Source organism: Actinomycetospora callitridis, assembly GCF_028737265.1.
Taxonomy (GTDB): domain Bacteria; phylum Actinomycetota; class Actinomycetes; order Mycobacteriales; family Pseudonocardiaceae; genus Actinomycetospora; species Actinomycetospora callitridis.
Genome location: NZ_JAQZAK010000013.1, coordinates 58,793 through 84,197 on the forward strand (window position 1 = coordinate 58,793; position 25,405 = coordinate 84,197).

Here is a 25,405-nt window from a genome sequence, read left to right on the forward strand (position 1 = left end):
GGTCCCGACCTTGACCAGCGGACGGCCCGGAGTACCGTCCGACCCGGTGTGCCGGGAAGCCTGGTCGGCGTTTCTGTCGGAGATCCCGGATGGAGCGCACCCATGGCCACCCTCACCGTCGGCCGGACCGTCGTCGATCTGGTCGAGGTGGACCCGAAGCGACCCGACCTCGTCGGCGGCAAGGCCGCGGGACTCGCGGCACTGATCCGCAGCGGCGAGCGCGTGCCGTCGGGGTTCTGCGTCACGGCTCCGGCTCAGGAGGGGGCGGGGGATGCCGTCGGAGAGGCGGTGCGCCGGGAGATCGTGGAGGCCTACCGGCGTCTCGGTGCGGGGCCGGTCGCGGTGCGGTCGAGCGCGACCGCCGAGGACCTGCCGCACGCCAGCTTCGCCGGTCAGCACGAGACCGTCCTCGACGTCCGGGGCGCGGACGCGCTGATCGACGCCGTGGAGCGGTGCTGGGCGTCGTTGTCCAGCGATCGCGCCATCGCCTACCGCGAGGCGACGCCCGTCGGCGGGCCGGTGGCGATGGGCGTCGTGGTGCAGCGCATGGTGGAGCCGTCCGTGGCCGGCGTGCTGTTCACCGCCAACCCGATCACCGGGTGCCGCACGGAGATGGTCGTCGACGCCGTGCCCGGGCTCGGGGACGCCGTCGTCGACGGCAGCGTGACCGCGGACCACTACGTCCTGCCGCAGGGGGAGCCGGTCGAGGATTCGGGCGGGTGCCTGGACCCGCACCGGCTCGCGGAGCTGCGGGTCGCCGGCGAGCGGCTGCAGCGCCTCACCGGCGCGCCCCAGGACGCCGAGTGGGCCTTCGACCGCGACGGCGTGCTCTGGCTGCTCCAGAGCAGGGCGATCACCACGTTGTTCCCGCTGCCCCGGGATCCCCGCCCCGGCGACCGCGTCTACCTCGAGGCCGGGCACATGCAGGGCATGCTGCGGCCGTTCACGCCGATGGGCATGTCCGCGATGCGGGTCGCGACGGCGCAGTACCTGGAGAGCGTCGGCGTCCCGAGCGACCCCTTCGGCCACCCCCTGATCGTCGACGTGGCCGGACGCATGTACCTCGACCTGACCGGGGTGGTCCGCTACGGCCGCGCCCGGACCAGGCTCCCCGCCGCGATGACGATCTACGGGCCACGCGTGACCGCAGCCCTCGAGCGCGTACTGGAGGACCCCCGTTTCGCGCCGGTGCGGGGCCGGCCCTTCCGGTGGCGCTCGGTGGCGCCGGTCGCCGCCCGGGTGGCGCCGGGCCTGATCGTCGGGCTGGTCGGGGCCCTCGCGCGCCCGGGTCGCGCCCGTGCCCGGGCGATGCGCGCGGCCACGCAGGTCCGGCACGAGAGCCGGCCGCCGGAGGGGCTCACCGCGGCCGCCGACCGCGTCCGGTTCGCGATGGCGGTCCAGGGCGCCTTCATGCGCGCCGGGATGGGCGAGATGCTCGGGCCGATCTACGCGATGATGGTCTGCCGATCGGCGGCGCTGGCCCTGCTCGCGGGGGTGGCCACCGAGAGCGAGGTCGACGAGACCCTGCGGGGGATGCCGCACAACGTCACCACCGAGATGGACCTGGCGCTGTGGCGGCTGTCCACGGACGCGCGCGCACACCGCGAGCTGCTCCTCGCGACCCCGCCCGCCGAGCTCGCCGCCCGCTACCGCGCCGGGGCGCTGCCCGACCTCGGGCTCGAAGGGTTCCTGGGCCGGTACGGGCACCGCAGCGCCGCGGAGATCGACGTCGGCGTGCCGCGCTGGAGCGAGGACCCGACGCCCGTGTTCGCCGCGATCGCGAACTACCTGCGACTCACCGATCCCGCCCAGGCACCGGATCGGCGCTTCGCCGCCGCGTCCCGCGAGGCGGAGGCGAAGATCGACGAACTGGTGCGCCGCGCCCGCCGCACCCGCCCGGTCCGGGCCGTCGGTGCCGCGTTCTTCCTCCGCCGGTCCCGTGCTCTCGCCGGGCTGCGCGAGCTGCCCAAGTTCGCGTGGCTCCACGCCTTCGCCGAGATGCGCCGCCAGCTCCTCGCGGTGGGGGAGGAGCTCCACGGGCACGGGCTGCTGGACCGGGCCGACGACATCATGTTCCTCGATCTCCGGGAGGCCCTCGACGCCGTCGCCGGCGTCGACCTGCGGTCGCCCGTCGCCGACCGGCGCAGCGAGTACGTGCGGGAGACCGCACGGCGCAGCGTCCCCGGGCTCCTGCTCTCCGACGGCACCGTCCCCGAAGCGCTCGCCCCCCTCGGCCCGGCCGCGGACGGGAGCCTCGTCGGGGCCGCCGCCGCACCGGGTGTCGCCACCGGACGGGCGCGCGTCGTGCTCGACCCCACCGATGCCCACGTCGAGCCGGGGGAGATTCTCGTCGCGCCGACCACGGACCCCGGCTGGACGCCCCTGTTCATGACGATCGGCGGGCTCGTCACCGAGACCGGGTCACCCATGGCCCACGGCCCGACGGTGGCCCGCGAGTACGGCATCCCCGCCGTCATCTGTGTCCGCGACGCCACCCAGCTGATCAGGACCGGGCAGGTCGTGCGCATCGACGGCGCCGCGGGCACCGTCGTCGTCGAGGAGCCCGGCTGACCCCGGCGGCGCGTCACACGGTCTCGGCTCGACCTCCCACGCTCGGTCGCGCCATCGACACGCGACGGGCACAATGGACGACGGAGTGCCGGGAAGTCTGGTCGGCGTCGCCGTTGTTGCGCGCGCCGAACGGGACGGGCCGTCTGCCTGTCCGTCCCCCTCCGGTGCGTCCCTCGACGGTGATGCCTCTGCACATCGACGGGGTGGGTTCATGAACGGCGTACTGATCGTGCTCGTGCTGATCGCGGTGGTGGGACTGCTGCTGATCGCCTCGAGCGTGCGGATGGTCCAGCAGTACGAGCGGGGAGTCGTCCTCCGCTTCGGACGTCTGCTGCCCCAGGTCCGGCAGCCGGGGCTCCGGGTGATGATCCCGATCGCGGACCGCATGCGGAAGGTCCCGGTGCAGACGATCGTGCTGGACGTCCCGTCGCAGGGAACGATCACGCAGGACAACGTGACCGTCGGGGTGGACGCGGTGGTGTACTTCCGCGTCGACGACCCGGTCCGAGCCGTGATCAACGTGGAGAACTACCTGCAGGCGACGTCGCAGGTCGCCCAGACCTCCCTGCGGTCGGTCATCGGCCGGGCCGATCTCGACACGTTGCTCTCCGACCGGGACCGCATCAACGGCGAGCTGCGCGACGTCATCGACGCTCCCACCGAGGACTGGGGGATCAGCGTCGACCGGGTGGAGATCAAGGACATCTCCCTGCCCGAAGGGATGCGCCGCTCGATGTCCCGGCAGGCCGAGGCCGAGCGCGACCGGCGCGCCCGCGTGATCAACGCCGACGGCGAGCTCCAGGCCTCGACCAAGCTGTCGCAGGCCGCCGCGGCCATGGGCGAGACGCCCGGGGCCCTGCAGCTGCGGCTCCTCCAGACCGTCACCGACGTGGCGTCGGACAAGAACAGCACACTGGTGATGCCGTTCCCGGTGGAGCTGCTGCGCTTCTTCGAGCACGCCGGTGGCGTGTCGAGGACGGCCGGAGACGCGCCCGCGCCCCTGCGGTCGGGAGGACGCTCCACGGACGAGAGCGCGACCGGTGAGGAGAGCGGCCTCGTCCGAGAGGGGCAGGAGCTCGGGGCCGAGCTCCCCGCGGGCGGCGACTCGCCCGCCGTCCCGGACGCCACCGATACGGCGGGACGTGCGCAGCAGACGTAGAGCCTCGGGCTGACGGTCGGTCGCGCTCACGTCGCGAGGCGCGACGACCGCAGCCCGTGATCGACGTCCAGCCGTCGGTGGGACGCGTTTCCGCCACCCCCGGCGTCGGCAATGTCCTGGGCGTGACCACCCTCCCGGCGCGAGCGCTCCCGGATCGCGTTGCGACACGTCGTGCGGTCGCCCCGGACGCTGCCACCTGATGTCGGACGCGACCACCGGCGAGGCCGACCCGTCGACCGACACGCAGCGCGACTGGCAGGGCTGGTCGTGCTCCGCTGCGGCGGCCGCCGGCTTCCTCGTGTGCCTGGTGGGGTGGCTGCGGGGCGGTGGCACGCTGTCGCTGCCCTGGGCGCCGAAGCTGGGCGTGCGGCTCGAGTTCGCCTTCGACGGGCTCGCGGCGCTGTACGCGCTGCTCGCCACCGGCGTGGGTGCGGTCGTCTTCGGCTACGGCGCCCGGTACCTCTCGCAACACCTCGCCGATCACCGACGCCCGCGGTCCGAGCGCCGGCGCTTCTGGCCGTGGATGGCGCTGTTCGCGGTGGCGATGGTCGGCCTGGCGACCGCCACGGACCTCGTGCTGGTGTTCGTCTTCTTCGACCTCACCGCGGTGTGCTCCTACTTCCTCATCGGCTTCGATCGCGAGCGCCGCGAGGCCCGCACCGCCGCCCTGACCGCGCTGCTGGTCACGATCGTGCCCGCGGTGGCGCTGCTCGCCGGTGCGGTGCTGCTCTACGCGACCTACGGGACGTTCTCCGTCCCGGAGCTGGTCGAGCGTGTGGAGCCGGGGACGACGACCACGGTCGCGGGCCTGCTGATCGCGGTGGCGGCGCTGGCCAAGAGCGCCCAGGTCCCGCTCCACTTCTGGCTCCCGCGGGCGATGGAGGCCCCGACGCCGGTCTCGGCGTACCTGCACTCCGCGGCGATGGTGGCCGCCGGCGTGCTGGTCCTGGGGCGTGTCCACCCGCTGCTGGCCCGCAGCGAGGTCGTGCTCACGGTGCTGCTGATCGTCGGCCTGGCGTCGATCGCGGTCGGCGGGGTGCTGGCGCTGGGGCGTGACGAGCTCAAGCAGGTGCTGGCCTACTCGACGATCTCGCAGTACGGGTACGTGGTCACGCTGTACGGCATGGTCGGGGCGTCCGCGAGCGGCGCGGCCGCGTTCTACGTCGTCGTGCACGCGGTGGCCAAGAGTGCGTTGTTCCTGTCCGCCGGTGCCGTGACCACGGCGACCGGCGAGGACCGGTTGTCGCACCTGGGTGGGCTGGGGCGGCGCCTGCCCCTGCTGGCCGGCGCCACGGGTGTCGCCGCCGCGACCCTGGCCGCGCTGCCGCTGACCGGCGGGTTCTTCTCCGACGAGCTGTTCTTCGGGGCCGCGAAGGAGCAGGGCCCGGTCCTGGTCGTCGCCGCCGTGCTCGCCGCCGCCCTGACCTTCGCCTACATCGGCCGGTATTGGATGCGGCTGTTCCTCGGCCCGATCACGACGGCACCGGCCGCCCTCTCCCGCGCCCTGGTCGTCCCGGTGGTGCTGCTGGCCCTCGTGGCGCTCGCCGTGGGGGTGCTGCCCGCACCGATCACGCAGCTCGCCGAGGACGCCGGCGCCGTCTCCCATGCGGCACCGGTCGCCATGTCGCCCGCCTACCACCTCGACCTGCGCGCGACCAACGTCATGGCCCTGGCGGCGTGGATCCTGGGTGCGCTCCTGCTCGCGGCCACGGGGCTCCGGGACCGGGTGTCGCGCGCCCTCGCGGCGGCCGGTGACCGGGTCGGGCCGCGACGGGCGTACACCGCGTCCCTGCTGGGACTCCGGCGGTGGTCCGGCCGGGTGCACGACTGGGAGACGCGCGACCTGCGCAGCAGCATCGCCGCGGTGCTGGTGCCGGCGGGCGGGCTCGCCGCCGCCGCGTTCGCCGCCACCCCCATCGCCCAGGCGTACTCGGTGGGCCCGATCTCGGGGACCGACTGGCTCGTGCTGCCCCTGCTGGCGCTGACCGGCGTCGCCACCGTCGTGGCGGCCCGGACACGCGAGCGGTTGAGCATCGTGCTCGCGCTGTCCGCGGTCGGGTTCGCCCTGGCCGCGGTCTACGCCCTGCGGGCGGCGCCGGACGTCGCGCTGGTGGCGGTGCTGGTCGAGACCATGCTCACGCTGGTCTTCCTCGCCGCCCTGGCCCGGCTCCCGGGCACCGAGCCACGACGGGAGACCGGACCACGCCCCGGACGCCGCTGGCGCGATCCCGTGATCGGCGCGATCGCGGGCCTCGGTGCCTTCGCGGTGATCTGGGGCTACCTGTCCGAACCCCGGGAGGCCCCGTCGGTGTCCGCCGACCAGATCCGGCTCACCCCGGCGGCGCACGGGCAGGACGTCGTCACGGTGATCGTGGCGGACTTCCGGGGGCTGGACACGCTCGGGGAGATCACCGTCCTGCTCATCGCGGCGGTCGGCGTGGCCACGCTCCTGCGGCGGGGGAGGCTCTGGTGACCGCGCCCGGCTCGTCCCGGGGCCCGACGGTGATCGTGCGGGTGGTGGCCCGGCTCCTGCTCGGGCCGAGCGTGGTGGTCGCCGTCGCCCTGATCGTCAAGGGCTATACGAAGGTCGGTGACGGCTTCGCCGCCGGGATGGTCGTGGGCCTCGCCGTGGCGCTGAACGCGGTCGCCCTGGGCGCCCGTGGCGCCGAGGAGGCCCTGCCCGTCCTGCGTCACGCGCCGCGTGTGGCGGCCGCGGGAGCCGCGCTCGCCCTGGTGAGCGGGTTCTTCCCCCTGGCCCTCGACGAGCCGGTCTTCAGTCACCGGCCGGGGCCCGACGAGAAGGTGGTGAGCGTCGGCACGGCGGAGCTGATGACCGCCGTCAGCTTCGACGTCGGCATCTTCCTGCTGGTGGTCGGCGTGGTCACCGTGCTCGTCCACCAGCTCGCCGAGCCCGACCAGGAGCACCCCACATGACGCTCGCGATCGCGGCCGTCGCCGCCGTGCTGTTCGGGACGGGGTCGTACCTCCTGCTCCAGCGCAGCCTGGTCCGGGTCGTCGCCGGGATCGCCCTGATCTCCCAGTGCGCCATCGTCACGATCATCGGGTCGAGCCTGTCGGAGGGGCGCGCGGCGATCGACCCGGAGCAGGGCGGACCACTGAGCGACCCGCTCCCGCAGGCACTGGCCCTCACCGCGCTGGTCATCGGCATGGGGACGCTCGCCCTGCTGCTCGCGCTCGTCCACCGGGTGGTCGTCGCGCACGGGACGGCCGAGCGCGACGAGCTGCGCGACGTCGACCGGCCCGCGGTCAGCGAGCCCGAGGGCGCCGGGCGCCGGGCGGGGGACGAGACGGAATGACCGCCCTCACCCTCGCCCTGCTCGTGCCGTGGGCCGCCGGGCTGGCGCTCGTCGTCCTCGACGGGCGTCGTCGCGCCGTGGCGTGGACGAGCGTCGCGGCGCTCGCGGCGACCCTCGCGGTGCTGGCCGTGCTCGCCGCCGACGTCCTGCGCGGCGGCGCCGTCGAGTACGTGACGGGCGGGTGGCCCGCGGGCGTGGGCATCGTGCTGCGGGCCGACGCACTGGGCGTGACCTTCGCCCTGCTGTCCGCCTCGGTGGTGCTCGTGGCAGCGGCCGGGGAAGCCGTCGTCGCCGTCCGGGAACGCACGTTCCCCGGACTGCTGGTCCTCCTCGCGGCCGGCCTGAACGGCCTGTTCCTCACCGGCGACGTCTTCAACTTCTACGTGTTCTTCGAGATGGCCATGATCGCGGCGTACGTGCTGACCGCTTACGGCGCGCAGCGCGCCCAACTGCGGGCCGCGGTCATCTTCGCCTCGGTCAACCTGCTCGGGTCGTTCGTCTTCCTGCTCGCGGTCGCCGGCACCTACCGGGTCACCGGCACCCTGGCGATGAGTGACGTGGCGGTACGGATCGCCGAGGTCCCCGCGAGCGCGGCCGTCGCCGTCGCGGTCGGTTTCTTCGTCGCCTTCAGCGTCAAGCTCGGGCTGTTCCCGTTCCACTACTGGCTGCCCACCGTCTACGCGGACACGCGGCCCGCCGTCGCGGCCGTCCTCAGCGGGGCGGTCGCCAACATCGGGGCGTACGGGCTGCTGCGCTTCGGCGCCGGCATCTTCACCGACCAGCTCCGCTTCTCGGCCACCGTCCTGATCGTCCTGGGGGCCGCGTCCATCGTCTACGGCGGAGTCCTGGCGGTGGCCCGGCGCCGACCGGCCGAGATGCTCGCCTACTCCGCGATCGGTCAGGTCGGCTACGTGCTCGTCGCGGTCGGGGTGGGGGGCCCGGTGGGGCTCGCCGCCGCGGTGCTCTACAGCGTGGTCAACGCGCTCAACAAGACCTTGTTGTTCCTGACGACGGCGGTGCGGGGCCCGCTGGTCGCCGGCACCTTCGTCGTGGGGGCGCTCAGCGTGGCCGGCGTCCCGCCCGCGGTGGGGTTCGTCGGCAAGCTCGCCGTCTTCCGGACCGCGGTCGACGCCCGGAGTCCCACCCTCGTGGCCCTGCTCGTGCTGGGCAGCGCGTTGTCGCTGCTCTACCTGTTCCTCATCTACCAGCGCGAGTTCTGGGCCGAGGACGACGACGAGGTCTCGGCCGCCGGCGACGACGCCCGCGGCGAGCACACGCGGTCGATGTCCCTGCGGGCGATCATCGTCGCGCTCGCGCTGGTCCTGCTCGTCGGCGGAATCTGGCCCGAGCCCCTGGCGGCGCTGTCAGCCGCCGCCGCCGACAGCCTGGCCGCTGAAGCGAACGGAGCCGCGCGATGATCGGGATTCTCCTGAGGGTGGTCGCGCTCACGGGCCTCTACCTGCTGGTCGTCTCGAGCACGAAGCTCGGCGACATCGCGACGGGCGTGGTGCTCGCCTCCCTGGTCGTCGCGGTGGGGCGCCGTCACCGGAGGACCTCGGCCCCGACCCCGGCCCCGACCTCGACCCGGGCGACGCTGCGTCGGCTCGCCGGGGTCCCGACCCTGATCGGCGGCACGGTCGTCGACGTCGTCACCGGCAGCGCCGACGTGATCCGCTGCTGCCTCGGCCGGCCCCCGGACCCGGGACTGGTGTGGCTCCCCACGGGGCCCACCTCGCCGTCCTCGTTCGCGGCGTGGGGCATCCGCCTCGGCATCACGCCCAACACCGTCGTCGTCGAGGTCGACGAGGAGCGCGGGGCGGTGCTGGTCCACGTGCTCGACGCGCACGATCCCGAGACCGTCCGCGACGAGCAGATGGCCTCCTACCGGAGCCGGCAGCAGAGGGTCTTCCCGTGACCGCGCTCGTCGCGGTGCCTGCCCTGGTGTGGGTGACGGTGCTGGTCGTGGTCGGCGGCCTCGCGCTGCTGCGCGGTCAGGACGTCCTCCAGCGCCTCATCGCCCTCGATCTGCTGGCCGTGCTCGTCGTGGCGCTGTTGGCCCTGCTGTCCTACCTCCGGGGCGTGCCGCACTACCTCGACGCCGCGGTCGCCCTCGCGCTGCTGTCGCTCGTCGCGACCGTGGCCACGGCCCGCTACCTGGCGACCGGAGGGCCGCTCGAATGATCTCCGTCGTGCTCGACGTCGTCGGCGGGCTGCTCCTGGTGCTCGGCCTGGGCCTGATGACGATCGCCCTGGTCGGCGTGCTGCGCATGCAGGGGACCTACAGCAAGCTGCACGCCCAGAGCCTTGCCACCGGACCGGGGGTGTGCTTCGTGCTGGCCTCGTCGGTGGCCACCGAGAACGCCGCGACGATCTCCTACGCGGCGGTCGGCATCGTGTTCACGGTCCTCACCGCCCCGGTCGCCAGTCACGCCATCGCCCGTGCGGCACGCCGGCGCGGCGCCGAGGCCGAGCCGCGCTGAACTCGGCGGCCCCCGCGTCGAGGTCAGAGCACGCCTCGCCGCATCGCCCACAACGCCACGCCGAGCGGGCCGACCAGCACCATCACGGCGAGGAGGCCGCCCAGCCATGCGGTGGGCAGCAGCACCACGGCCAGGACGACGACCACCACGATCTGGATCACGAGGTCGCGGACCCGGGGGCCGGCTCTGCGCGGGGGTGGCGCCTCGCGCTCGAGGAGGTCGCACCACTCGGGGTCCTCGCGCCGGGTGTCCGCCTCCAGTCGCGCGAGGGCAGCCTTCTCGCGCTCGCTGAGCGGCCGCGACGGCTCCGGAGGTGTCGGTCCTGCCGCACCGATGGCCATCGGTCGCCGTCCTCGGGTCGCGCGTCACTCCCTCACGCCGACCAGACTTCCCGGCACACCCCGGACAATTATGCCTCGTCCCGCCGCGAAACCCCAGCGAAGTGTCTTCGCACGGATTCGCGGACGTGGGAAAATCGTCCGGTTCTGGCTCGGGGGCGGGTGGTGCGGTGACGAGTGGAGGGCGCGATGAGTGAGGTCCAGACCGATGCGCCGACGGCGGGCTACGAGCCCGGCGCCCGGATCAAGCCGGTCGTCTTCTACGGCTCCGCCGCGGTGACGCTCGCCGTCGCGCTCTGGGCGATCATCGCCCCCACCTCCGCCTCGGACACCATCGGTGCGGTGGTCAGCTGGACCTCCGAGTGGTTCGGCTGGTTCTACATCCTGCTCACCACGCTCGTCCTGGTCTTCGTGATCGTCGTGGGCGCCTCCCGCCTCGGACGGACCCGGCTCGGCCCGGAGCACTCGCGCCCCGAGTTCAGTACGTTCGCGTGGGCGTCGATGCTGTTCGCGGCCGGGATCGGCACCGACCTGATGTTCTTCGCGGTGGTGGAGCCGGTCACCCAGTACCTGACCCCGCCGCGGGGTGAGGGTGGAACCCTGCAGGCCGCCGAGGACGCCACGGTGTGGACCCTGTTCCACTACGGGATCAGCGGCTGGGGCCTCTACGCGCTGATGGGCATGGCGCTGGCCTACTTCGCCTACCGCCGGAACCTCCCGCTCGCGATCCGGTCCGCGCTCTACCCGATCTTCGGCAAACGGATCCACGGCGGGATCGGTACCGCCGTCGACCTCGCCGCCATCCTCGGCACGATCTTCGGGGTCGCGGCGTCGCTCGGGATCGGCGTGGTGCTGCTCAACTACGGGCTGACCTTCCTGTTCGGCATCCCGGAGGGGACGGGAGCCCAGATCGGGCTGGTCGCCGTCGCGGTCATCATCGCCACGGTGTCCGCGGTGAGCGGCGTGGACCGCGGCATCAAGCTGCTGAGCCAGCTCAACGTGCTCCTGGCGATCGGGCTGGCCCTCTACCTGCTCGTCGCGGGCAACACGGTGTTCCTGCTCAACGCACTCGTGCAGAACGTCGGCGACTTCGTCAGCTCCTTCCCCGGGCTGACGCTCGAGACGTTCGCCTTCGACCAGCCCGTCGACTGGCTCAGCTCGTGGACGCTCTTCTTCTGGGCGTGGTGGATCGCCTGGGCGTCGTTCGTCGGCCTGTTCCTGGCCCGCATCTCCCGGGGCCGCACCATCCGCCAGTTCGTGGCGGGGACGTTGATCATCCCTTTCAGCTACATCGTCATGTGGATCTCGATCTTCGGCAACAGCGCCATCGAGGTGATCCGGAGCGGCGACGTGGCGTTCGGGCAGAACACCATGGAGAACAACGCGCAGGGCTTCTACCAGCTGCTCGCGCAGTACCCGGCGGTCCCGTTCATCGCCGGGGTCGCCACCTTCGTCGGGCTGCTCTTCTACGTGACCTCGGCCGACTCGGCCGCACTGGTGATGGCGAACCTGAGCTCGCACCTCAAGACACCGCAGTCGGACGGGGCGCCGGCGGTCCGCATCTTCTGGGCGGTGGCCACCGGCCTGCTCACCGTGGGGATGCTCCTCGTCGGCGGCGTGCCCGCACTGCAGAACGCCACCATCATCATGGGGCTGCCGTTCGCGTTCGTGATCCTGCTGGTCATGTACGGCCTCTACAAGGCGCTGCGGGTGGAGGACATGCACGCCGCGAGCCAGCAGTACGCCCTGCGGTCGTCGATCTCCGGCCGCAGTCCGGCCGACGGTCAGCACCACGGCGGCCTGGGGTGGCGGCAGCGGCTGGACCGGGCCATGTCGTTCCCCGGGAGGGACCGTGCGGAGGAGTTCCTCGACGAGGTCGCGCTCCCGGCCGTGGAGGAGGTGGCCACGCACCTACGGGAGCGTGGGGTGGAGGCGGACGCGCGGAAGGACCGCGACGACGACGGCACGACGATCGTCGAGCTGGTCGCCGACCTGGGGGAGGGACACCAGTTCCTGTACCGGATCCGCCCGCGGGAGGTCCCCATCCCCGTCTACGGCCACGCGGTCCCCAAGGGCACCGACACGTACACCCGACTCGAGGTCCACCTGCAGGACGGCGGCCAGGACTACGACGTCATGGGCTACACCTACGGGCAGCTGACCGACGACATCCTCGACCAGTACGAACGGCACCTCGAGTACGTCCGCATCCAGCAGTTCAGCGGCTGACGCCGTGAGGTGGGATCGGAGGTCCCCGACCGGGTAGTAGCTGGCGGTGGTGAAGGTTCGCCGGCGTCCGGGAGGTCATCGCCCACGTGCGGGCAACCCGGCTCAGGTCATCGTCGCGGCGTTCGCGGTGCTCGTCGCCGTCGGTACCGGCCTGCTGCTCCTGCCCGTGTCCGCGGCCGACGGGCAGGGCGCGAGCCTCCTGGACAGCGTGTTCACCGCGACCTCCGCGGTGTGCGTGACCGGGCTGGTCACCGTGGACACGGGCACGTCGTGGTCGCCGGCCGGCCACGTGGTGATCCTGGGGCTGATGCAGGTCGGCGGGCTGAGCATCATGACGGTCGCGTCGCTGCTGGTGGTGCTGGTGTCGCGCCGGTTGGGGTTGCGCGCGCGGCTCGTGGCACGGGCGCAGTCCGGCAACCTGGACCTCAGCGACGTCCGCCGGGTCCTGCGCAACGTCGTGCTCTTCAGCCTCGCCGGGGAGGCCCTGACGGCGGTGGCGCTGACACTGCGCCTCGCGGCGGCCTACGACGTGCCGACGTGGACAGCGGTGTGGGAGGGCGTGTTCCACGCGGTGTCGGCGTTCAACAACGCGGGCTTCGTGCTGTGGTCCGAGGGGATGACCGGGTTCGCCGGCGACCCGTGGATGCTGCTCCCGGTGGCCCTCGCCGTCATCGCCGGAGGGCTCGGCTTCCCGGTGATCTTCGAGCTCGCCCGGTCCTGGCGGCCGCGGTCGTGGTCGGTGACGACCCGCATCACCATCATCACCTCGGGCGCGCTGCTGGTCGTCGGCACCGTGCTGCTGCTCGTGCTCGAGTACGGCAACCCGGCGACGTTGGGACCCATGGGCGTGGCCGGGAAGCTGCTGGTCGGGTTCTTCTCCGCGGTCATGCCGCGCAGCGGCGGCTTCAGCGCCGTCGAGATCGGGGCGATGACCCCCGAGAGCTGGCTGGCCACCGACGTGCTGATGTTCATCGGCGGCGGCAGCGCCAGCACCGCCGGGGGCATCAAGGTCACGACGTTCGGCCTGCTGGCGGCGGTCCTGTGGGCGGAGATGAGCGGGGAACGCGACGTGGACGTCGGCCGCCGCCGGATCCCGACCGCGAACCAGCGCCAGGCACTGGCGGTGGCCCTGCTCGGCGTCGGCCTCGCGGTGGCCTCCACGTTCGTCGTGCTCGGGATCAGCGACGAGGACCTCGACCGCGTGCTCTTCGAGGTCCTCTCCGCGCTGGGTACGGTCGGGCTCTCGACGGGGATCACCGCGGAGCTCCCGGCGGCCGGACAGGTGGTGCTCGTCGTGCTGATGTTCGTGGGCCGGTTGGGGCCGCTCGCGCTGGCGTCGGCGCTGGCGCTGCGCGAACGCCCCCGGCACTACGAACGGCCCGAGGAGAGGACGATCATTGGCTGACACGCACCACGAGCCGGTGGTGGTGATCGGGCTGGGCCGCTTCGGCAGCGCGATCGCCCTCGAGCTCGAGCGGCAGGGCACCGAGGTGCTCGCGATCGACAGCGTCAACCGCACCGTGCAGGACCTGTCATCGCAGCTCACGCACGCGGTGACCGCCGACTGCACCGACATGGAGGCGTTGCAACAGCTGGGCGTGGGCGACTTCCGCCGGGCCGTGGTCGCCATCGGGGACCACCTGGAGGACAGCATCCTGGTGACCTCGCTGCTCGTCGACCTCGAGGTCGACGACATCTGGGCCAAGGCCACGAGCGCCCACCACGGCCGCATCCTCGAACGGATCGGCGCGCACCACGTCGTGTTCCCCGAACAGGACATGGGCCAGCGGGTGGCTCACCTCGTCTCGGGCAACGTGCTCGACTACATGAAGATCGATGCTGACTTCGCCCTCGCCAAGCTCCGTCCGCCCCGGGAGATCCTCGACGTACCGCTGAGCAAGACGGAGATCCGCAGCAAGCACGGCGTCACCGTCGTCGCGGTCAAGAAGGGCGAGGGCTCCTTCACCTACGCGACGAACGAGACCGTCGTGTCCGGCGGCGACGTCATCCTCGCCGTCGGCCACAACGACGACATCGAGCACCTCGTCGACGGTCCCTAGCAGCTCGGCACGCCATCCACGAGACGACGCTGCGGAAGATCTCCGTCAGGGTGCCAGTGCGGGGTAGTGGCAGAGTTCGATCGACTCGTGGAGTCCGAGACCACCGCTGCCGAGGGCGACGAGCCGGCGGCCCAGGGCCGTCGGCAGGTGGGTGAGGAGTGAGGTGCCCGAGGTGAGCATCCACGCGCCGGCACGCGTCCCCGGTACGAGGCGCCGGGCCATCGTCGTCGCGAACCCGCGGCTGCGGTGGACGTAGTCGCGCATCGCCGCTTCGTAGGCGGGGTAGGCGATCGCGGGATCGCCTCCGGCGGCGGCGAGCTCGCCGGCGAGGGTGTAGGCGCCGACCACGGCGAGGCTGGTGCTGCCCCCGACGGCAGGGCCGGGACAGTAGCCGGCGTCGCCGACGAGGGCCACCCGCCCCCTGGTCCAGTGGTCCATGGCGAGCTGGGTGATCGCGTCGAAGTAGAACGCGGGTGCCCGGTCGACCTCGTCGAGCAGGCGGGGCACCTCGCCGTCGAGGTCGCCGAAGGCCTCGCGCAGCAGCTGCTTCTGGCGCGGGACGTCGCGGTGGTCGTAGGCGAGCTCGGCGCCGGGCCGGAACAGGAAGAACGCGCGGGCGTCGGTCATGTGGCGCGCGCTGTACAGGCCGACCATGCGGTTCACCCCGAGCAGGGTGGTCATGTGGCCGGCCGGGCCTCGGCCGCGGGGGATCGAGGCGACGGCGATGTAGCCGCCCAGCCAGCGCGAGTACTCGGTCTCGGCGCCGAACACGAGCCCCCGCACCCCGGAGTGCAGCCCGTCGGCGCCGATCACGAGGTCGAACCGTCGCTCGGGTCCGCGCTCGAAGGTGGCGACACCGTCGTCGGTGAGCCCGGTGATCCGCTCGTCGAAGACGTACTCGACGTCCGCCCGGGTGGCGTCGTAGAGGATCGCGCCGAGGTCGTCGCGCATGATCTCGACGTGGCGGTCGGAGAGCGCGCCCATCAACCGGGTCATGTCGATCGTGGCTTCGCGACCGGTGTGCTCGCGCCGGACGGTCAAGCGTTCGGTGCCGGTCGCGTGGTCCTGGACCGCCTCGAGCACCCCCATCCGCTCGATGATGTCCATGGCGGGCGTGAACAGGTCGACCGCGTGCCCACCGGTCCTGCGCCGCGGCGGTGACTGCTCCACGACCGTGACGTGGTGGCCCGCCCGGTGCAGCCAGTAGGCGGTCACCGGCCCCGCCACGCTCGCCCCGGAGATCAGGATGTCCGAGGGAGCACGCCGCCCGACAGGTTCGGGGGGCGTGGGTCCGGTCGCGTCGGTGGCCATCGGGCCCACCTCCCGGTCGCAGTCAGCACGCTGTCGCCGCCGACCAGGCTTCCCGGCACACCACCGCGCATTGTGCTCCGTCCCGGCCGGGAAGTCAGGGCCCAGAAGTCAGGGCCCAGAAGTCACCCGGCGCCGGGCGCGTCTCCCGGGGCCAGTTCGGTGAGCAGCGTGCGGACGCGGCGATCGATGTCGTCGCGGATCGGGCGGACGTCGTCGGCGCCCTTGCCGGCGGGGTCGACGAGCTGCCAGTCGAGGTAGCGCTTGCCGGGGAAGACGGGGCAGGCGTCGCCGCAGCCCATGGTGATCACGACGTCGGCGGCGTCGACGTCCTCGGTCGTGAGCTCGGTGGGGACCTCGTCGGAGAGGTCGATCCCGAGTTCGTCCATGACCTGCCGGACGGCCGGGTTGATCGAGTCGGCGGGCGCGGAGCCGGCGGAGCGCACCCGTACCGAGCCCGCGGCGTGGTGGTCGAGCAGGGCGGCGGCCATCTGCGATCGCCCGGCGTTGTGCACGCAGACGAACAGCACCTCGGGTGGCTCAGGCACAGCGGGGCTCCTCCGCCTTCTCGGGCACGAGCACCGCGGACACCGTGGCGAGCAGCTCGGGGCGCACGCGGTAGTAGACCCACGTGCCACGGCGCTCCCCGGTGATCAGGCCGGCCTCGCGCAGCACCTTGAGGTGGTGGCTGATCGTGGGCCCGGACAGGTCGAACACGTCGGTGAGGTCGCAGACGCACGCCTCACCGCCGACGTGGGAGGCGATGAGCGAGAGCAGCCGCAGCCGCACCGGGTCGCCCATCGCCTTGAACACCCGCGCCAGCTCGATCGACTGCTGCGCCGAGAGCGGCTCGCGGGCCAGCGGCTCGCAGCACCCCACGACCTCGGCGAGCTGGGTCAGCACCCGCTCCTCGTCATCCTGCTTCGACATACGTCTATCTTGACATGTGTCGAACCAAGGTGCAACGTCTGGTTAGACCGACGTCAAAACAGGCGCCGGAGGAGTTCGAGGAGGACACCATGTCCCGTGTGCAGCTCGCCCTGCGGGTCTCCGACCTGGAGGGCTCGATCCGCTTCTACAGCTCGCTGTTCGGGGTGGAGCCGGCCAAGCGCCGCCCCGGCTACGCCAACTTCGCGGTGGCTGAGCCACCCCTGAAGCTGGTCCTGTTGGAGGGCGAGGCCGACCGCCCCACGGTCATGGACCACCTCGGGGTCGAGGTCGGGTCCACCGACGAGGTCCACGACGCCACCGAGCGCCTCTCGACGCTCGGCCTGTTCACGCAGGTCGAGGACGACACCACCTGTTGCTACGCCTGCCAGGACAAGGTGTGGGTGCAGGGCCCCGGCCACGAGCCGTGGGAGGTCTACACCGTCAAGGAGGACTCCCAGGACTTCGGCACCACCGGGATCATCACCACGATGCCCGACGACGCCACCGGCGACGGCGGGAGCGAGGCCTCGGCGTGCTGCGGGGTCACCGCGTGCTGCTCGCACGACGAGCAGTCCACCGAGCCCGGCGTGACCGTCGCCGAGGCCGAGACCGCGTCCGGCTGCGGGTGCGTCGCGTGACCACGGATCATGCGGACCGGTCGGCCGTGGTGCGCGAGCGGGTCCGCGCCCGCTACGCCACCGCGGCCGGCCAGGTCCGGGCCGGCCAGGCCCCGAGCTGCTCCGAGGCCGACCCGACGGGAATGTGCGGCGACGCCTACGACCCCGCGCAGCTCGCGGACGCCGGGGGCGCAGGGGCCGCCAGCCTGGGCTGCGGCAACCCGCTCGCGGTCGCGGAGCTCGGCGCCGGGGAGACCGTGCTCGACCTCGGTTCCGGCGCCGGCCTCGATGTGCTGCTCTCGGCCCGCCGCGTGGGGCCCGACGGGTTCGCCTACGGCCTGGACATGACCGACGAGATGCTCGACCTCGCCCGCGAGCACGCCCGGGAGGACGGCGCCACCAACGTCGAGTTCCTGCGCGGGCACATCGAGACCATCCCGCTCCCCGACGCCTCGGTCGACGTCGTCATCTCCAACTGCGTGATCAACCTGTCGGCGGACAAGCCGGCCGTGTTCGCCGAGATCGCCCGAGTCCTGCGACCCGGCGGGCGGGTCGGGGTCTCCGATCTCATCGCCGACGACCAGGCCGACGACCAGGCCGACGCGGCCACCGTGGCGGAGGCGGCCGCGTCGGTCGGGGCCATCTCCGGCGTTCTGCGCCAGAGCGCCTACCGCGCCGAGCTGGAGGAGGCCGGGCTCACCGAGGTCGCCGTCACCACCACCCGTGAGGTCGACGCCGGCGTCTTCTCCGCCATCATCCGGGCCTCGCGCCCCTGACCCGGCCGGGCGCACACTTCACCGATGGACCGGCAGGCGGTTCACCAAGAGCTCGAGCGCGCGCGGGCGACGTTCCACGACCTGCACGCGCAGGCGACGCCCGCCGACTTGAAGCGCCGTTCGTACGGCACCCGGTGGACCAACCAGCAACTGCTGTTCCACATGCTGCTCGGCTACCTGATCATCCGGGCTCTCGGGAACCTCGTCCGGCTGTTCGGGCGGCTGCCGCCCGACGTGAGCCGCGCCTACGCCGCCGTCCTCGACGCCGGCACCCGCCCGTTCGACGTCGTCAACTACGTCGGCTCCTGGGCAGGCGGCACCGCCCTGGGGCGACGCGGGCAGACCGCGCTGTTCGATCGGGTCATCGACGCCCTGCACCGCCGCCTCGACGCCGAGACCGACGCCGACCTCGCTCGTGGGATGCACTACCCGGCACGCTGGGACCCGTTCTTCACGCCGTACATGACCCTCGCCGACGTCTACCGCTTCCCCACCCGGCACTTCGACTTCCACCGTCGACAGCTCACCCTCGGGCCGAGCGAGCAGCGTCGGACGACAGGCCACTGAGCGCCATGCCATCCGCGAGGGAGAGACGTGGCGGGTGCGGCTCACGCCTCGGCAGGTGACCGGGTCACGACGATCTTGCCTTTCGCGCGTCCCTGCTCGACGTGGGTGAGGGCCGCCGGGGTCTGGTCGAAGGGGAAGGTGCGGTCGAGGGTGGGGCGCAGCGCGCCGGCGTCGTAGAGGGTGGCGAGTTCGGCGAGCCGGGGACCGTCGGCGCGCATGAACAGGAACGCGTAGCGCACACCGAGCTTCCGGGCCCGCCGGCGGACCTTGGCACTCAGCACGGCCATGACCGGGGCGAGCAGCGGCTTGCCGAGCTGGCGGGCGAAGGCGGGGTCGGGTGGGCCGACGACGCTGATGGCGAGCCCACCGGGTGCCAGGACGGTCAGCGACTTCTCCAGGGTGGTGCCGCCACGCGAGTCGAGCACGACGTCGAGACCGCTGAGCACCTCGGCGAAGTCGGTGCTGCGGTAGTCGACGACCTCGTCGGCGCCCAGGCCGCGGACCTTGTCCGTGTCGGCGGCGCTCGCGGTGGCGGCCACGTGCGCGCCGAGGTGGTGGGCGAGCTGGACGGCGGTGGCACCGAGCCCGCCGGCGCCGCCGTGGACGAGCACCCGCTGCCCGGGCCGGACCGCGGCGAGCTCGACGAGGGCCTGCCACGAGGCGAGGGCCACCAGCGGCACCGCCGCGGCCTCGTCCAGCGTGAGCGACGCAGGCTTGTGGGCGACATCGTGCTCGTCGATCGCGATCCGTTCGGCGAAGGTGCCGATGCGCAGGTCGCGCGGACGGGCGTAGACCTCGTCGCCGACGACGAACCCGGTCACCTCGGCGCCGACGGCGATCACGACGCCGGCCACGTCGTGGCCCAGGGTGAACGGCCGCCGGTAGGGGAGCAGGAGCTTGAACTCGCCGTTGCGGATCATCGTGTCGAGCGGGTTGATGCCCGCGGCGGCGACGTCGACGAGGACGTCGCGGTCGCCGACGGTCGGCTCGGGCACCTCGGCAGCACGCAGAGCGTCCGGGCCGTACTCGTCCACCACGAACGCCCTCATGACAGCACTCCTCCCTCTCCCGGAGACCGTTCTCGAGTCTCCCGGACCACCGACCCTCTCAGAGCCAGTTGCGTCGCTTGAACGCAATGTAGAGCGCCAGGGAGGCGGCGATCATGAGTGCTAGTGCGAAGGGGTAGCCGAGGGTCCACCCGAGTTCGGGCATGTTGTCGAAGTTCATGCCGTAGACCGCTCCGACGAGCGAGGGTGCGAACAGGATCGCCGCCCAGGACGAGATGCGTTTGACCTGCTCGCCCTGCTGCAGGCTGCTCTCGGTGAGTCGGGTGATCTCTTCGTTCTGGCGTTGGCCGACGAGAGCAGAATTGACGTTGAGGATGTTGACCAGCAGCTGGCGGAACGCGTCGGCCTGCTCGATGACCTGCTCGACGTGGTCACCGACATCCCGCAGGCCCCGATGGAGGTCGATGGCGTTGGGGTCGTCCTCGGTCGCGTCGCGCAGGTCCTCGAGGACCGCTCGCAGCGGGTCGATCGCGCGCTGGAGCTCGATCACTTCGCGGGAGAGGTGGTAGATGCGCTGGGACACGTTCGGGTCGCCCCCGAAGACCTCGTTCTCGACCTGGTCGATGTCGTCGCGCAGGCCCGTGACGACCGGGCGGTAGTCGTCGACGACGCGGTCCAGGACGGCGTAGAGCACGGCGTGCGGGCCTTGCCGAAGCAGGTCGGGATCGTTCTCCAGGCGGCGGCGCACCTCGGACAGGTCGGGGGTCTCGGCGTGCCGGACGCTGACGACGAAGTCCTCGCCGAGGAACAGGTGCACCTCGCCGACCTGGACATCGTCGGTCTCGTCGACGTACCACGCCGGGCGCAGGACGACGAACAAGGTCTCGTCGTAGCGTTCGAGCGTGGGGCGCTGGTGTGCCGCGACGGTGTCCTCGACCGCGAGCTTCGGCAGCTCGAACTCGTCGGCGACCTGGTCGACCTCGGCCTCGTCCGGGCGCAGCAGGCCGATCCAGGCGAAGCTGCGGCCCCCGCCGGGGCATTCGTGCAGCAGCCCGAAGGTCCGGTCGAGGGAGTCCGGGCCCGCAACGCGCTCGCCGTCGACGTAGAGGGCGTTGTCCACCACTGTCATGAACTCATCGTCGCAGCTCAGGCGGGACGCTCGGGTTCCTTCAGCCGTGACGGCGGGAGGCGGAGACGACGGCTGGCTGCACCGAGATCGGCTCCTCTCCGGGCTGCGACCCGGTGCGGGCCGTCCGACGTCAGCCGACAACCCCGCCGACGAGGAGGCCGAGGAGGTAGGTGAGGGTGGCCGCGCCGGTACCGATCGCGAGCTGGCGCAGGCCGCGGCGGAGCGGTGGTCCTCCGGAGAGCACCCCGACCGTCGCGCCGGTGAGCAGGAGGCCGAGGCCGACGAGGACCATCGCGGCGACCAGGGCAGGTGGTCCCTCGAGGCCGACGAGGAACGGCAGGACGGGGATCGCCGCGCCGGAGGCGAAGAAGGCGAAGCTCGACACGGCGGCGCCGATCCCGGTGCCGACGACCTCGTGCCGGGTGTCGGGGACGGGGACGGGGTCGGGTCGTGCGTCGGCGCCGCGGAGCACGGCCTCGGCCTGGCGCTGTGCGTCCTCGGCGCTCATCCCGCGCGCCCGGTAGACCAGCGCCAGCTCGTTGGCCTCGATGTCGAGGTCGTGGACGACCCGGCGCGACGCCGGGTCGGGCGTCGACGCGGCGAGCAGCTCCCGCTGGGAGCGCACGGAGATGTACTCCCCGGCGCCCATCGACAGCGCGCCGGAGAGCAGCCCGGCGAGACCGGTCAACAGCACGGTGCCGGCTCCGACGCCGCCGCCGCTCACGCCGAGCACCAGGGCCAGGTTGCTGACCAGCCCGTCGTTCGCGCCGAAGACCGCGGCGCGGAAGGTCCCCGATACCTGTTTGCGGCCGCGGGCGGCCAGCCCGCGCACCACCTCGGCGTGCACGCGTTCATCGGCGACCATCGCGGGGGTGGTGTCGACGTCGGCCGCCGCGTCCTGGGAGGCACGGCCCTCGGCGCGCTGGGCGAGGGCGAGCACGAACACCGAGCCGAAGTGCCGGGCGAGCAGCGCGAGCAGTCGCAGGCGCACGTCGCCGCGCGCCGCGGGGCCTGCCTCGTCGCCGAGGAGGGCCTGCCAGTGGGCGGCGTGACGCTCTTCGGCGTCCGCGAGGCCCAGCAGGATCTCCCGCTCGTCCTCGGAGGTCCGTCGCGACGCGAGGTCGCGGTAGACCTTCGCCTCGGCACACTCGTCCGCGAGCCGCTTGCGGCGTCGGCGCGTGGTCGCGTCCAGGTCGGGCATGCGCCGAGGATGCCCGGGCGCGGCCTGCTCAGGCCTGACCGGTCGCTGGTAGACCGGGTGGGTGCCCGGTGTCTCCGCTCAGCCGCCTCAGGGCCGTGGCCTGGAACGGGTGGCGCCGATGCTGGCCACGGCGGGGTCGGTCCCTCCCGGGCCGGACTGGGCGTTGGAGCTCAAGTGGGACGGCATGCGCTGTCTGGCCTACGTGGAGGCGCCGAGCCCGGACGCCGTGGTGCTCGTGTCCCGGGCCGGCCGTCGGGTGTCGGGCTCCTACCCCGATGTCGCACGGGCTCTCGCGGCGGTCGTGGGGACGCGTCGGGTCGTGCTCGACGGGGAGATCGTCGTGCTGTCGGATCCGTCGGCGGGTGCACCGGCGCGGCCGAGCTTCGACCGGCTGCAGCTGCGGATGGGGGTGCAGAAGCCGTCACCGCAGCTCGTCGACCGAGCGCCGGCCAGCTTCGTGGCCTTCGACCTGCTGTGCTGCGACGACGAGCCGCTGCTCGGGCTGCCCTACCTCGAGCGCCGTGCGCGGCTCGAGCGGCTCGGCCTCGACGGTCAGCGGGGCCTCGTGGTGTCCCCGGTGCTGGAGGGACTCGAGGCGCGGACCGCGCTCGAGGTGGCCGAGAGCCACGGCATGGAGGGCATCGTCGCCAAGCGCCGCGACGCGCCCTACCGGCCGGGCCGCTCGCAGGCCTGGGTCAAGACGCCGCTGTGGCGCACGACCGAGGCCGTGATCGGCGGCTGGGCGGAGGGCCGCGGGCGGCATGCCGGCGCCGTGGGCGCCGTCCTGCTCGGGCTCCCCACGCCCACGGGCGGGCTGCGCTACATCGGCCACGTCGGCACCGGCCTGCGCGACAGCGAGCGCGACCGGCTCCACGCCCAGCTCGTGGATGTCGAGACGGCCGGGAGCCCCTTCGACGGTCCCGTTCCCGAGCAACGATCCGCGCGGTGGACACGGCCGACGCTGGTCGCCGAGGCTCGGTTCCGGTCGTGGTCCGACGACGGGGTGCTGCGGCACTCCTCGTGGCGGGGGCTGCGCCCCGATCGCCACCCCGACGACCTCGCCCCTGGTCTCCCGGCCGGTGATCGCCGTGACGCCGCTCCTCGAGGGCACCGCCGGCACGACAGAGCGCGTGATCCGTGACGTCGCATCCTCGGCGCGTCGAGAGCCGGGAGCTCGGGAGATGCCACGGCACCGACCGGACGCGGAGGAGGTGTCGTCGACAATTCGTTCAGCCCCCGGAGCAGATCCGGCCTGCACCGCCCCCGATTGCCGGGCGATCGTTCCGACAATTGCCGTAATGGATCTGTGATGTCGCGAGGAAAGCGGGAAATATTGTGGCGCGGGACTATCCCTGCGCGCCGGGAGGGGAGATGGTGACCCCGCTGCGCCATCCGGGGGAGGTCTGACGGGCATGCCTGTTCACCATGGTCGACACGAGATGCCGGGGTGGCGGGGGTACCTGCCGGAGAGCGTCGACCGAGCCGCCCGCGCCAGGTCCGGTCGCCGTGAGCGGGGTCTTCTCGGCACGCCGTCGCGCCGCGTGGTGGCCGTCGGCGCCCTCGCGGTCTGCGCTGTCGCGGGGGGTGCTGTGATCACCACGAGACCGGCCGGTCCGCCGGATACCTCCCCGAGCCCGGCCGATGAGGCCACCTCCGTGGCGGCCGGGAGCTCGGCGTGGACGCGAGAGGCCACGGCCGTCCTCGCCGCGATCGAGACCGAGCTCGAGCGGACCGACGAGGTCCGGCAGCAATGGGACACCTCCTCCGTCGCCCGCCGCGACGGGCCGCCGCCACGCGCGGTCCTCGCCCTGCTCGGGCGGCAGAAGGAGCTCGCCGAGCATCGCGATGCGCTGCGATCCGCGATGGGCGTGATCCGCTCGGAGTCGGCGTCGGAGGTCGCGATGGCCACCGCCTGGCAGCAGCTACGGGCCGCAGAGGAGATGCTGCGGGCCCTGGACGCCGGTCGCAGCGCCCTCGGCGACCCGGTGGAGGCCACGGTCCTGCGACTGGCCCTCGAGAAGGACGGGTCGGTCCCTCCAGCGGGTGGCCCGAGGCCGGATCGCGACACGGTGCCCGCGAGGGCGTTCGAGGACACCGCCACCGTTGCGTTGGCGGCGACGACCTCGACGCTGCGCGACCCGTCGGTCGGGGCGACCACCTCGGTGGCCGGCGTCCCCTCGGCCTCGGGTGCGGCAGGCGAGCCGACGGCGCCGATCGCGTCTCCGACCGCAGCGGCGTCGGATGCCGTCGTCCGATCGGTCCCGTCGGACGGGGGTGAGTCCGACGCCGCCACCGGGGCGGCCGGTCCGGACTCTCCGGGTCTCGCTGCGTCGTCGGACCAGGGCGAGGCGGTGGACGACGGCAACCAGCGCACCCCGGCGGAAGACACCGCGACGCCGGACCTCCCGACGCCGGACAACCCGACGCAGGACATCCCGACGCCGGAGAGCTCGTCCTCGCTCGATCCGACACCGGCCGCACCGTCCGAGCAGACGATGCTGACCTTCGACGACCGCTCGTCGCCCGTCGCGCCGGACCAGGAATCGACGGGGGACGAGAAGCCCCTCGTGCCCGACCCCGCTCCCGAGGTCGACCCCGCCCCCGACCCCGAGGTGGGAGAGGAGACGCCCGCGCCACCGGAATGAGCACGCCGACGCCATTCCTCCGACAATTTCGGTGACGAGCCCGGTGCGCGATTCGCGGCACATGAAGAACGTCGAGAATGCCCGGTCACGACCGTCCCAGCGCCGGCAGCCCCGTCTCCGTGACGTGCCGCAGGGCGTCGAGCCCGGCGGCGATGGTCGGCTGGTCCTGTGACCCGGCCCGGACGGCCGCGATGACGCGTCGGGTCGGCACCGGGTCGGTCGTGATCGGGATGCGCCGGGTGTCGTGGTGCGCCGGGAGGTCGGCGAGACGGGGGACCAGGGCGACGCCGAAGCCGCGGGCGACGAGCGCGGCGCCGGTGTCCCACTCGTCGGCGTAGTGGGCGATGTCCGGCGCGAAGCCGGCCGCGGTGCAGGCGAGCGTGACGAGCTGGTGGTAGGCACGGCCGACGTTGCCGCAGATCCACGGGTCGCCGGCGAGATCGCGGAGGGCGACGACGCCGCGCCGGCCGACCAGGGGGTGGTCGGGGCCGACGAGGATGTCGAGGGGTTCGTCGAACAGCGAGTGCTGCTCGAACGCGGCGTCGGAGGCCGGCGGGATGCTCGGCGTCGCGACGATGACGGCGACGTCGGCCTCGTCGGCGGCCAGCAGGTCGAACGACCGTGCGGGCTCGCTCTCGCGCAGGACCACGCGCAGCGCGGGGTGCTCGGTGCGCAGGTGCTCGAGGGCGCGGGGGACGACGACCGCGGCGGCCGAGGAGAACGCCGCGAAGCGCAGCGTCCCGCCGACGGCGCCGGCGCGGTGGGCGGCGAGATCGGCGCGTGCCTGCTCCCACGCGGCGGTGAGGGTCTCGCCGTGCTCGAGCAGCGTGTGGGCGGCCGGGGTCAGCCGCACGTTGCGTCCGACCGGCTCGAGGAGAGGGACGTCGAGCTCGCGCGCGAGGGCCTGCATCTGGTGCGAGACCGCCGACGGCGTGAGCCGGCAGACCTCCGCGGCGGCGGTGACCGTGCCGTGGCGCGCGATGGCCTGGAGCACGCGTAGACGCCGATCGATCATGTACTCACAGTACAAGATCATAGGTTCGACGTTTCGATGGACGCGGACGAATGAGG

Annotated in this window: 25 protein-coding genes; 17 read left to right on the top strand and 8 right to left on the bottom strand. The window is 72.9% G+C overall.

Going from position 1 to position 25,405, the window contains the following annotated elements; genetic code table 11:
* Nucleotides 1-102 precede the first annotated feature (102 nt).
* From PH191_RS27500 to PH191_RS27540, 9 genes are all read left to right on the top strand, one after another.
* On the top strand, nucleotides 103-2,571 hold the full coding sequence (locus tag PH191_RS27500; protein WP_274197814.1) for a PEP/pyruvate-binding domain-containing protein: 2,469 nt from the start codon (nucleotides 103-105) through the stop codon (nucleotides 2,569-2,571).
* Between the two features lie 211 nt (nucleotides 2,572-2,782).
* Nucleotides 2,783-3,730, top strand: a complete 948-nt coding sequence (locus PH191_RS27505; protein WP_274197815.1) for a slipin family protein — start codon at nucleotides 2,783-2,785, stop codon at nucleotides 3,728-3,730.
* A 199-nt stretch (nucleotides 3,731-3,929) separates the two neighbouring features.
* A complete protein-coding gene (gene mbhE, locus PH191_RS27510; protein WP_274197816.1) occupies nucleotides 3,930-6,203 on the top strand; it encodes a hydrogen gas-evolving membrane-bound hydrogenase subunit E in 2,274 nt (757 codons plus the stop codon).
* Nucleotides 6,200-6,664, top strand: a complete 465-nt coding sequence (locus PH191_RS27515; protein ID WP_274197817.1) for an MnhB domain-containing protein — start codon at nucleotides 6,200-6,202, stop codon at nucleotides 6,662-6,664. The genes mbhE and PH191_RS27515 overlap by 4 nt, the downstream gene beginning before the upstream one ends.
* Nucleotides 6,661-7,047: a sodium:proton antiporter gene (locus PH191_RS27520; RefSeq protein ID WP_274197818.1), complete on the top strand. Its 387-nt coding sequence runs from the start codon at nucleotides 6,661-6,663 to the stop codon at nucleotides 7,045-7,047. The genes PH191_RS27515 and PH191_RS27520 overlap by 4 nt, the downstream gene beginning before the upstream one ends.
* Entirely contained in the window at nucleotides 7,044-8,465 is a 1,422-nt protein-coding gene (locus tag PH191_RS27525) for a complex I subunit 5 family protein (RefSeq protein WP_274197819.1), read from the top strand. The genes PH191_RS27520 and PH191_RS27525 overlap by 4 nt, the downstream gene beginning before the upstream one ends.
* Complete coding sequence (locus PH191_RS27530) at nucleotides 8,462-8,962, top strand: Na+/H+ antiporter subunit E (protein WP_274197820.1); 501 nt, start codon at nucleotides 8,462-8,464, stop codon at nucleotides 8,960-8,962. Before PH191_RS27525 ends, PH191_RS27530 begins: the two co-directional genes overlap by 4 nt.
* Nucleotides 8,959-9,228: a monovalent cation/H+ antiporter complex subunit F gene (locus PH191_RS27535; protein ID WP_274197821.1), complete on the top strand. Its 270-nt coding sequence runs from the start codon at nucleotides 8,959-8,961 to the stop codon at nucleotides 9,226-9,228. The genes PH191_RS27530 and PH191_RS27535 overlap by 4 nt, the downstream gene beginning before the upstream one ends.
* Nucleotides 9,225-9,527, top strand: coding sequence for a monovalent cation/H(+) antiporter subunit G (locus PH191_RS27540; RefSeq protein ID WP_274197822.1), 303 nt, complete (start codon nucleotides 9,225-9,227; stop codon nucleotides 9,525-9,527). Before PH191_RS27535 ends, PH191_RS27540 begins: the two co-directional genes overlap by 4 nt.
* Before the next feature lie 23 nt (nucleotides 9,528-9,550).
* Here the strand turns inward: PH191_RS27540 and PH191_RS27545 are convergent, their stop codons facing one another.
* Nucleotides 9,551-9,868, bottom strand: coding sequence for a DUF3040 domain-containing protein (locus tag PH191_RS27545; protein WP_274197823.1), 318 nt, complete (start codon nucleotides 9,866-9,868; stop codon nucleotides 9,551-9,553).
* A 186-nt stretch (nucleotides 9,869-10,054) separates the two neighbouring features.
* On the opposite strand from PH191_RS27545, the gene betT reads away from it, so the two are divergent.
* Genes betT through PH191_RS27560 form a run of 3 tightly spaced genes read left to right on the top strand, consistent with a single transcriptional unit; the run spans nucleotide 10,055 to nucleotide 14,154 of the window.
* Nucleotides 10,055-12,094 (top strand): choline BCCT transporter BetT, encoded by a 2,040-nt coding sequence (gene betT, locus PH191_RS27550; RefSeq protein WP_274197824.1) that lies wholly within the window; start codon nucleotides 10,055-10,057, stop codon nucleotides 12,092-12,094.
* A 46-nt stretch (nucleotides 12,095-12,140) separates the two neighbouring features.
* Entirely contained in the window at nucleotides 12,141-13,499 is a 1,359-nt protein-coding gene (locus PH191_RS27555; protein ID WP_337994109.1) for a TrkH family potassium uptake protein, read from the top strand.
* Complete coding sequence (locus PH191_RS27560) at nucleotides 13,492-14,154, top strand: potassium channel family protein (protein WP_274197825.1); 663 nt, start codon at nucleotides 13,492-13,494, stop codon at nucleotides 14,152-14,154. Before PH191_RS27555 ends, PH191_RS27560 begins: the two co-directional genes overlap by 8 nt.
* A 45-nt stretch (nucleotides 14,155-14,199) precedes the next feature.
* Here PH191_RS27560 and PH191_RS27565 read toward each other — a convergent pair whose 3' ends face one another.
* From PH191_RS27565 to PH191_RS27575, 3 genes are all read right to left on the bottom strand, one after another.
* Nucleotides 14,200-15,465, bottom strand: coding sequence for an FAD-dependent monooxygenase (locus tag PH191_RS27565; protein WP_274197826.1), 1,266 nt, complete (start codon nucleotides 15,463-15,465; stop codon nucleotides 14,200-14,202).
* A gap of 122 nt (nucleotides 15,466-15,587) precedes the next feature.
* Complete coding sequence (locus tag PH191_RS27570) at nucleotides 15,588-16,010, bottom strand: arsenate reductase/protein-tyrosine-phosphatase family protein (protein WP_274197827.1); 423 nt, start codon at nucleotides 16,008-16,010, stop codon at nucleotides 15,588-15,590.
* Nucleotides 16,003-16,392 carry an ArsR/SmtB family transcription factor gene (locus tag PH191_RS27575; RefSeq protein WP_274197828.1) on the bottom strand — a complete coding sequence of 130 codons (390 nt, stop codon included), beginning with the start codon at nucleotides 16,390-16,392 and terminating at the stop codon, nucleotides 16,003-16,005. The genes PH191_RS27570 and PH191_RS27575 overlap by 8 nt, the downstream gene beginning before the upstream one ends.
* 89 nt (nucleotides 16,393-16,481) lie before the next feature.
* On the opposite strand from PH191_RS27575, the gene PH191_RS27580 reads away from it, so the two are divergent.
* From PH191_RS27580 to PH191_RS27590, 3 genes are read left to right on the top strand one after another with little or no spacing between them, the layout of a single operon-like run.
* Nucleotides 16,482-17,030, top strand: coding sequence for an ArsI/CadI family heavy metal resistance metalloenzyme (locus PH191_RS27580; RefSeq protein ID WP_274197829.1), 549 nt, complete (start codon nucleotides 16,482-16,484; stop codon nucleotides 17,028-17,030).
* Nucleotides 17,027-17,785 carry a methyltransferase domain-containing protein gene (locus PH191_RS27585; protein WP_274197830.1) on the top strand — a complete coding sequence of 253 codons (759 nt, stop codon included), beginning with the start codon at nucleotides 17,027-17,029 and terminating at the stop codon, nucleotides 17,783-17,785. Before PH191_RS27580 ends, PH191_RS27585 begins: the two co-directional genes overlap by 4 nt.
* Before the next feature lie 24 nt (nucleotides 17,786-17,809).
* A complete protein-coding gene (locus tag PH191_RS27590) occupies nucleotides 17,810-18,352 on the top strand; it encodes a DinB family protein (RefSeq protein WP_274197831.1) in 543 nt (180 codons plus the stop codon).
* 41 nt (nucleotides 18,353-18,393) lie between these two features.
* On the opposite strand, the gene PH191_RS27595 is transcribed toward PH191_RS27590, so the two are convergent.
* The 3 genes from PH191_RS27595 to PH191_RS27605 all read right to left on the bottom strand — a co-directional run bounded on the left by PH191_RS27595 (nucleotide 18,394) and on the right by PH191_RS27605 (nucleotide 21,689).
* Complete coding sequence (locus PH191_RS27595) at nucleotides 18,394-19,401, bottom strand: NADP-dependent oxidoreductase (RefSeq protein WP_274197832.1); 1,008 nt, start codon at nucleotides 19,399-19,401, stop codon at nucleotides 18,394-18,396.
* 58 nt (nucleotides 19,402-19,459) lie between these two features.
* Nucleotides 19,460-20,488 (bottom strand): magnesium and cobalt transport protein CorA, encoded by a 1,029-nt coding sequence (locus PH191_RS27600; RefSeq protein WP_274197833.1) that lies wholly within the window; start codon nucleotides 20,486-20,488, stop codon nucleotides 19,460-19,462.
* A gap of 130 nt (nucleotides 20,489-20,618) precedes the next feature.
* On the bottom strand, nucleotides 20,619-21,689 hold the full coding sequence (locus PH191_RS27605; RefSeq protein ID WP_274197834.1) for a VIT1/CCC1 transporter family protein: 1,071 nt from the start codon (nucleotides 21,687-21,689) through the stop codon (nucleotides 20,619-20,621).
* 118 nt (nucleotides 21,690-21,807) lie between these two features.
* Here PH191_RS27605 and ligD point away from each other — a divergent pair, with 118 nt between their 5' ends.
* Both ligD and PH191_RS27615 read left to right on the top strand, forming a co-directional pair.
* Nucleotides 21,808-22,830 (top strand): non-homologous end-joining DNA ligase, encoded by a 1,023-nt coding sequence (gene ligD / locus PH191_RS27610; RefSeq protein WP_274197835.1) that lies wholly within the window; start codon nucleotides 21,808-21,810, stop codon nucleotides 22,828-22,830.
* Nucleotides 22,831-23,344: 514 nt separating this feature from the next.
* A complete protein-coding gene (locus tag PH191_RS27615) occupies nucleotides 23,345-24,334 on the top strand; it encodes a hypothetical protein (RefSeq protein ID WP_274197836.1) in 990 nt (329 codons plus the stop codon).
* Nucleotides 24,335-24,419: 85 nt separating this feature from the next.
* On the opposite strand, the gene PH191_RS27620 is transcribed toward PH191_RS27615, so the two are convergent.
* Nucleotides 24,420-25,349, bottom strand: a complete 930-nt coding sequence (locus tag PH191_RS27620; protein WP_274197837.1) for a LysR family transcriptional regulator — start codon at nucleotides 25,347-25,349, stop codon at nucleotides 24,420-24,422.
* Between the last annotated feature and the right edge of the window lie 56 nt (nucleotides 25,350-25,405).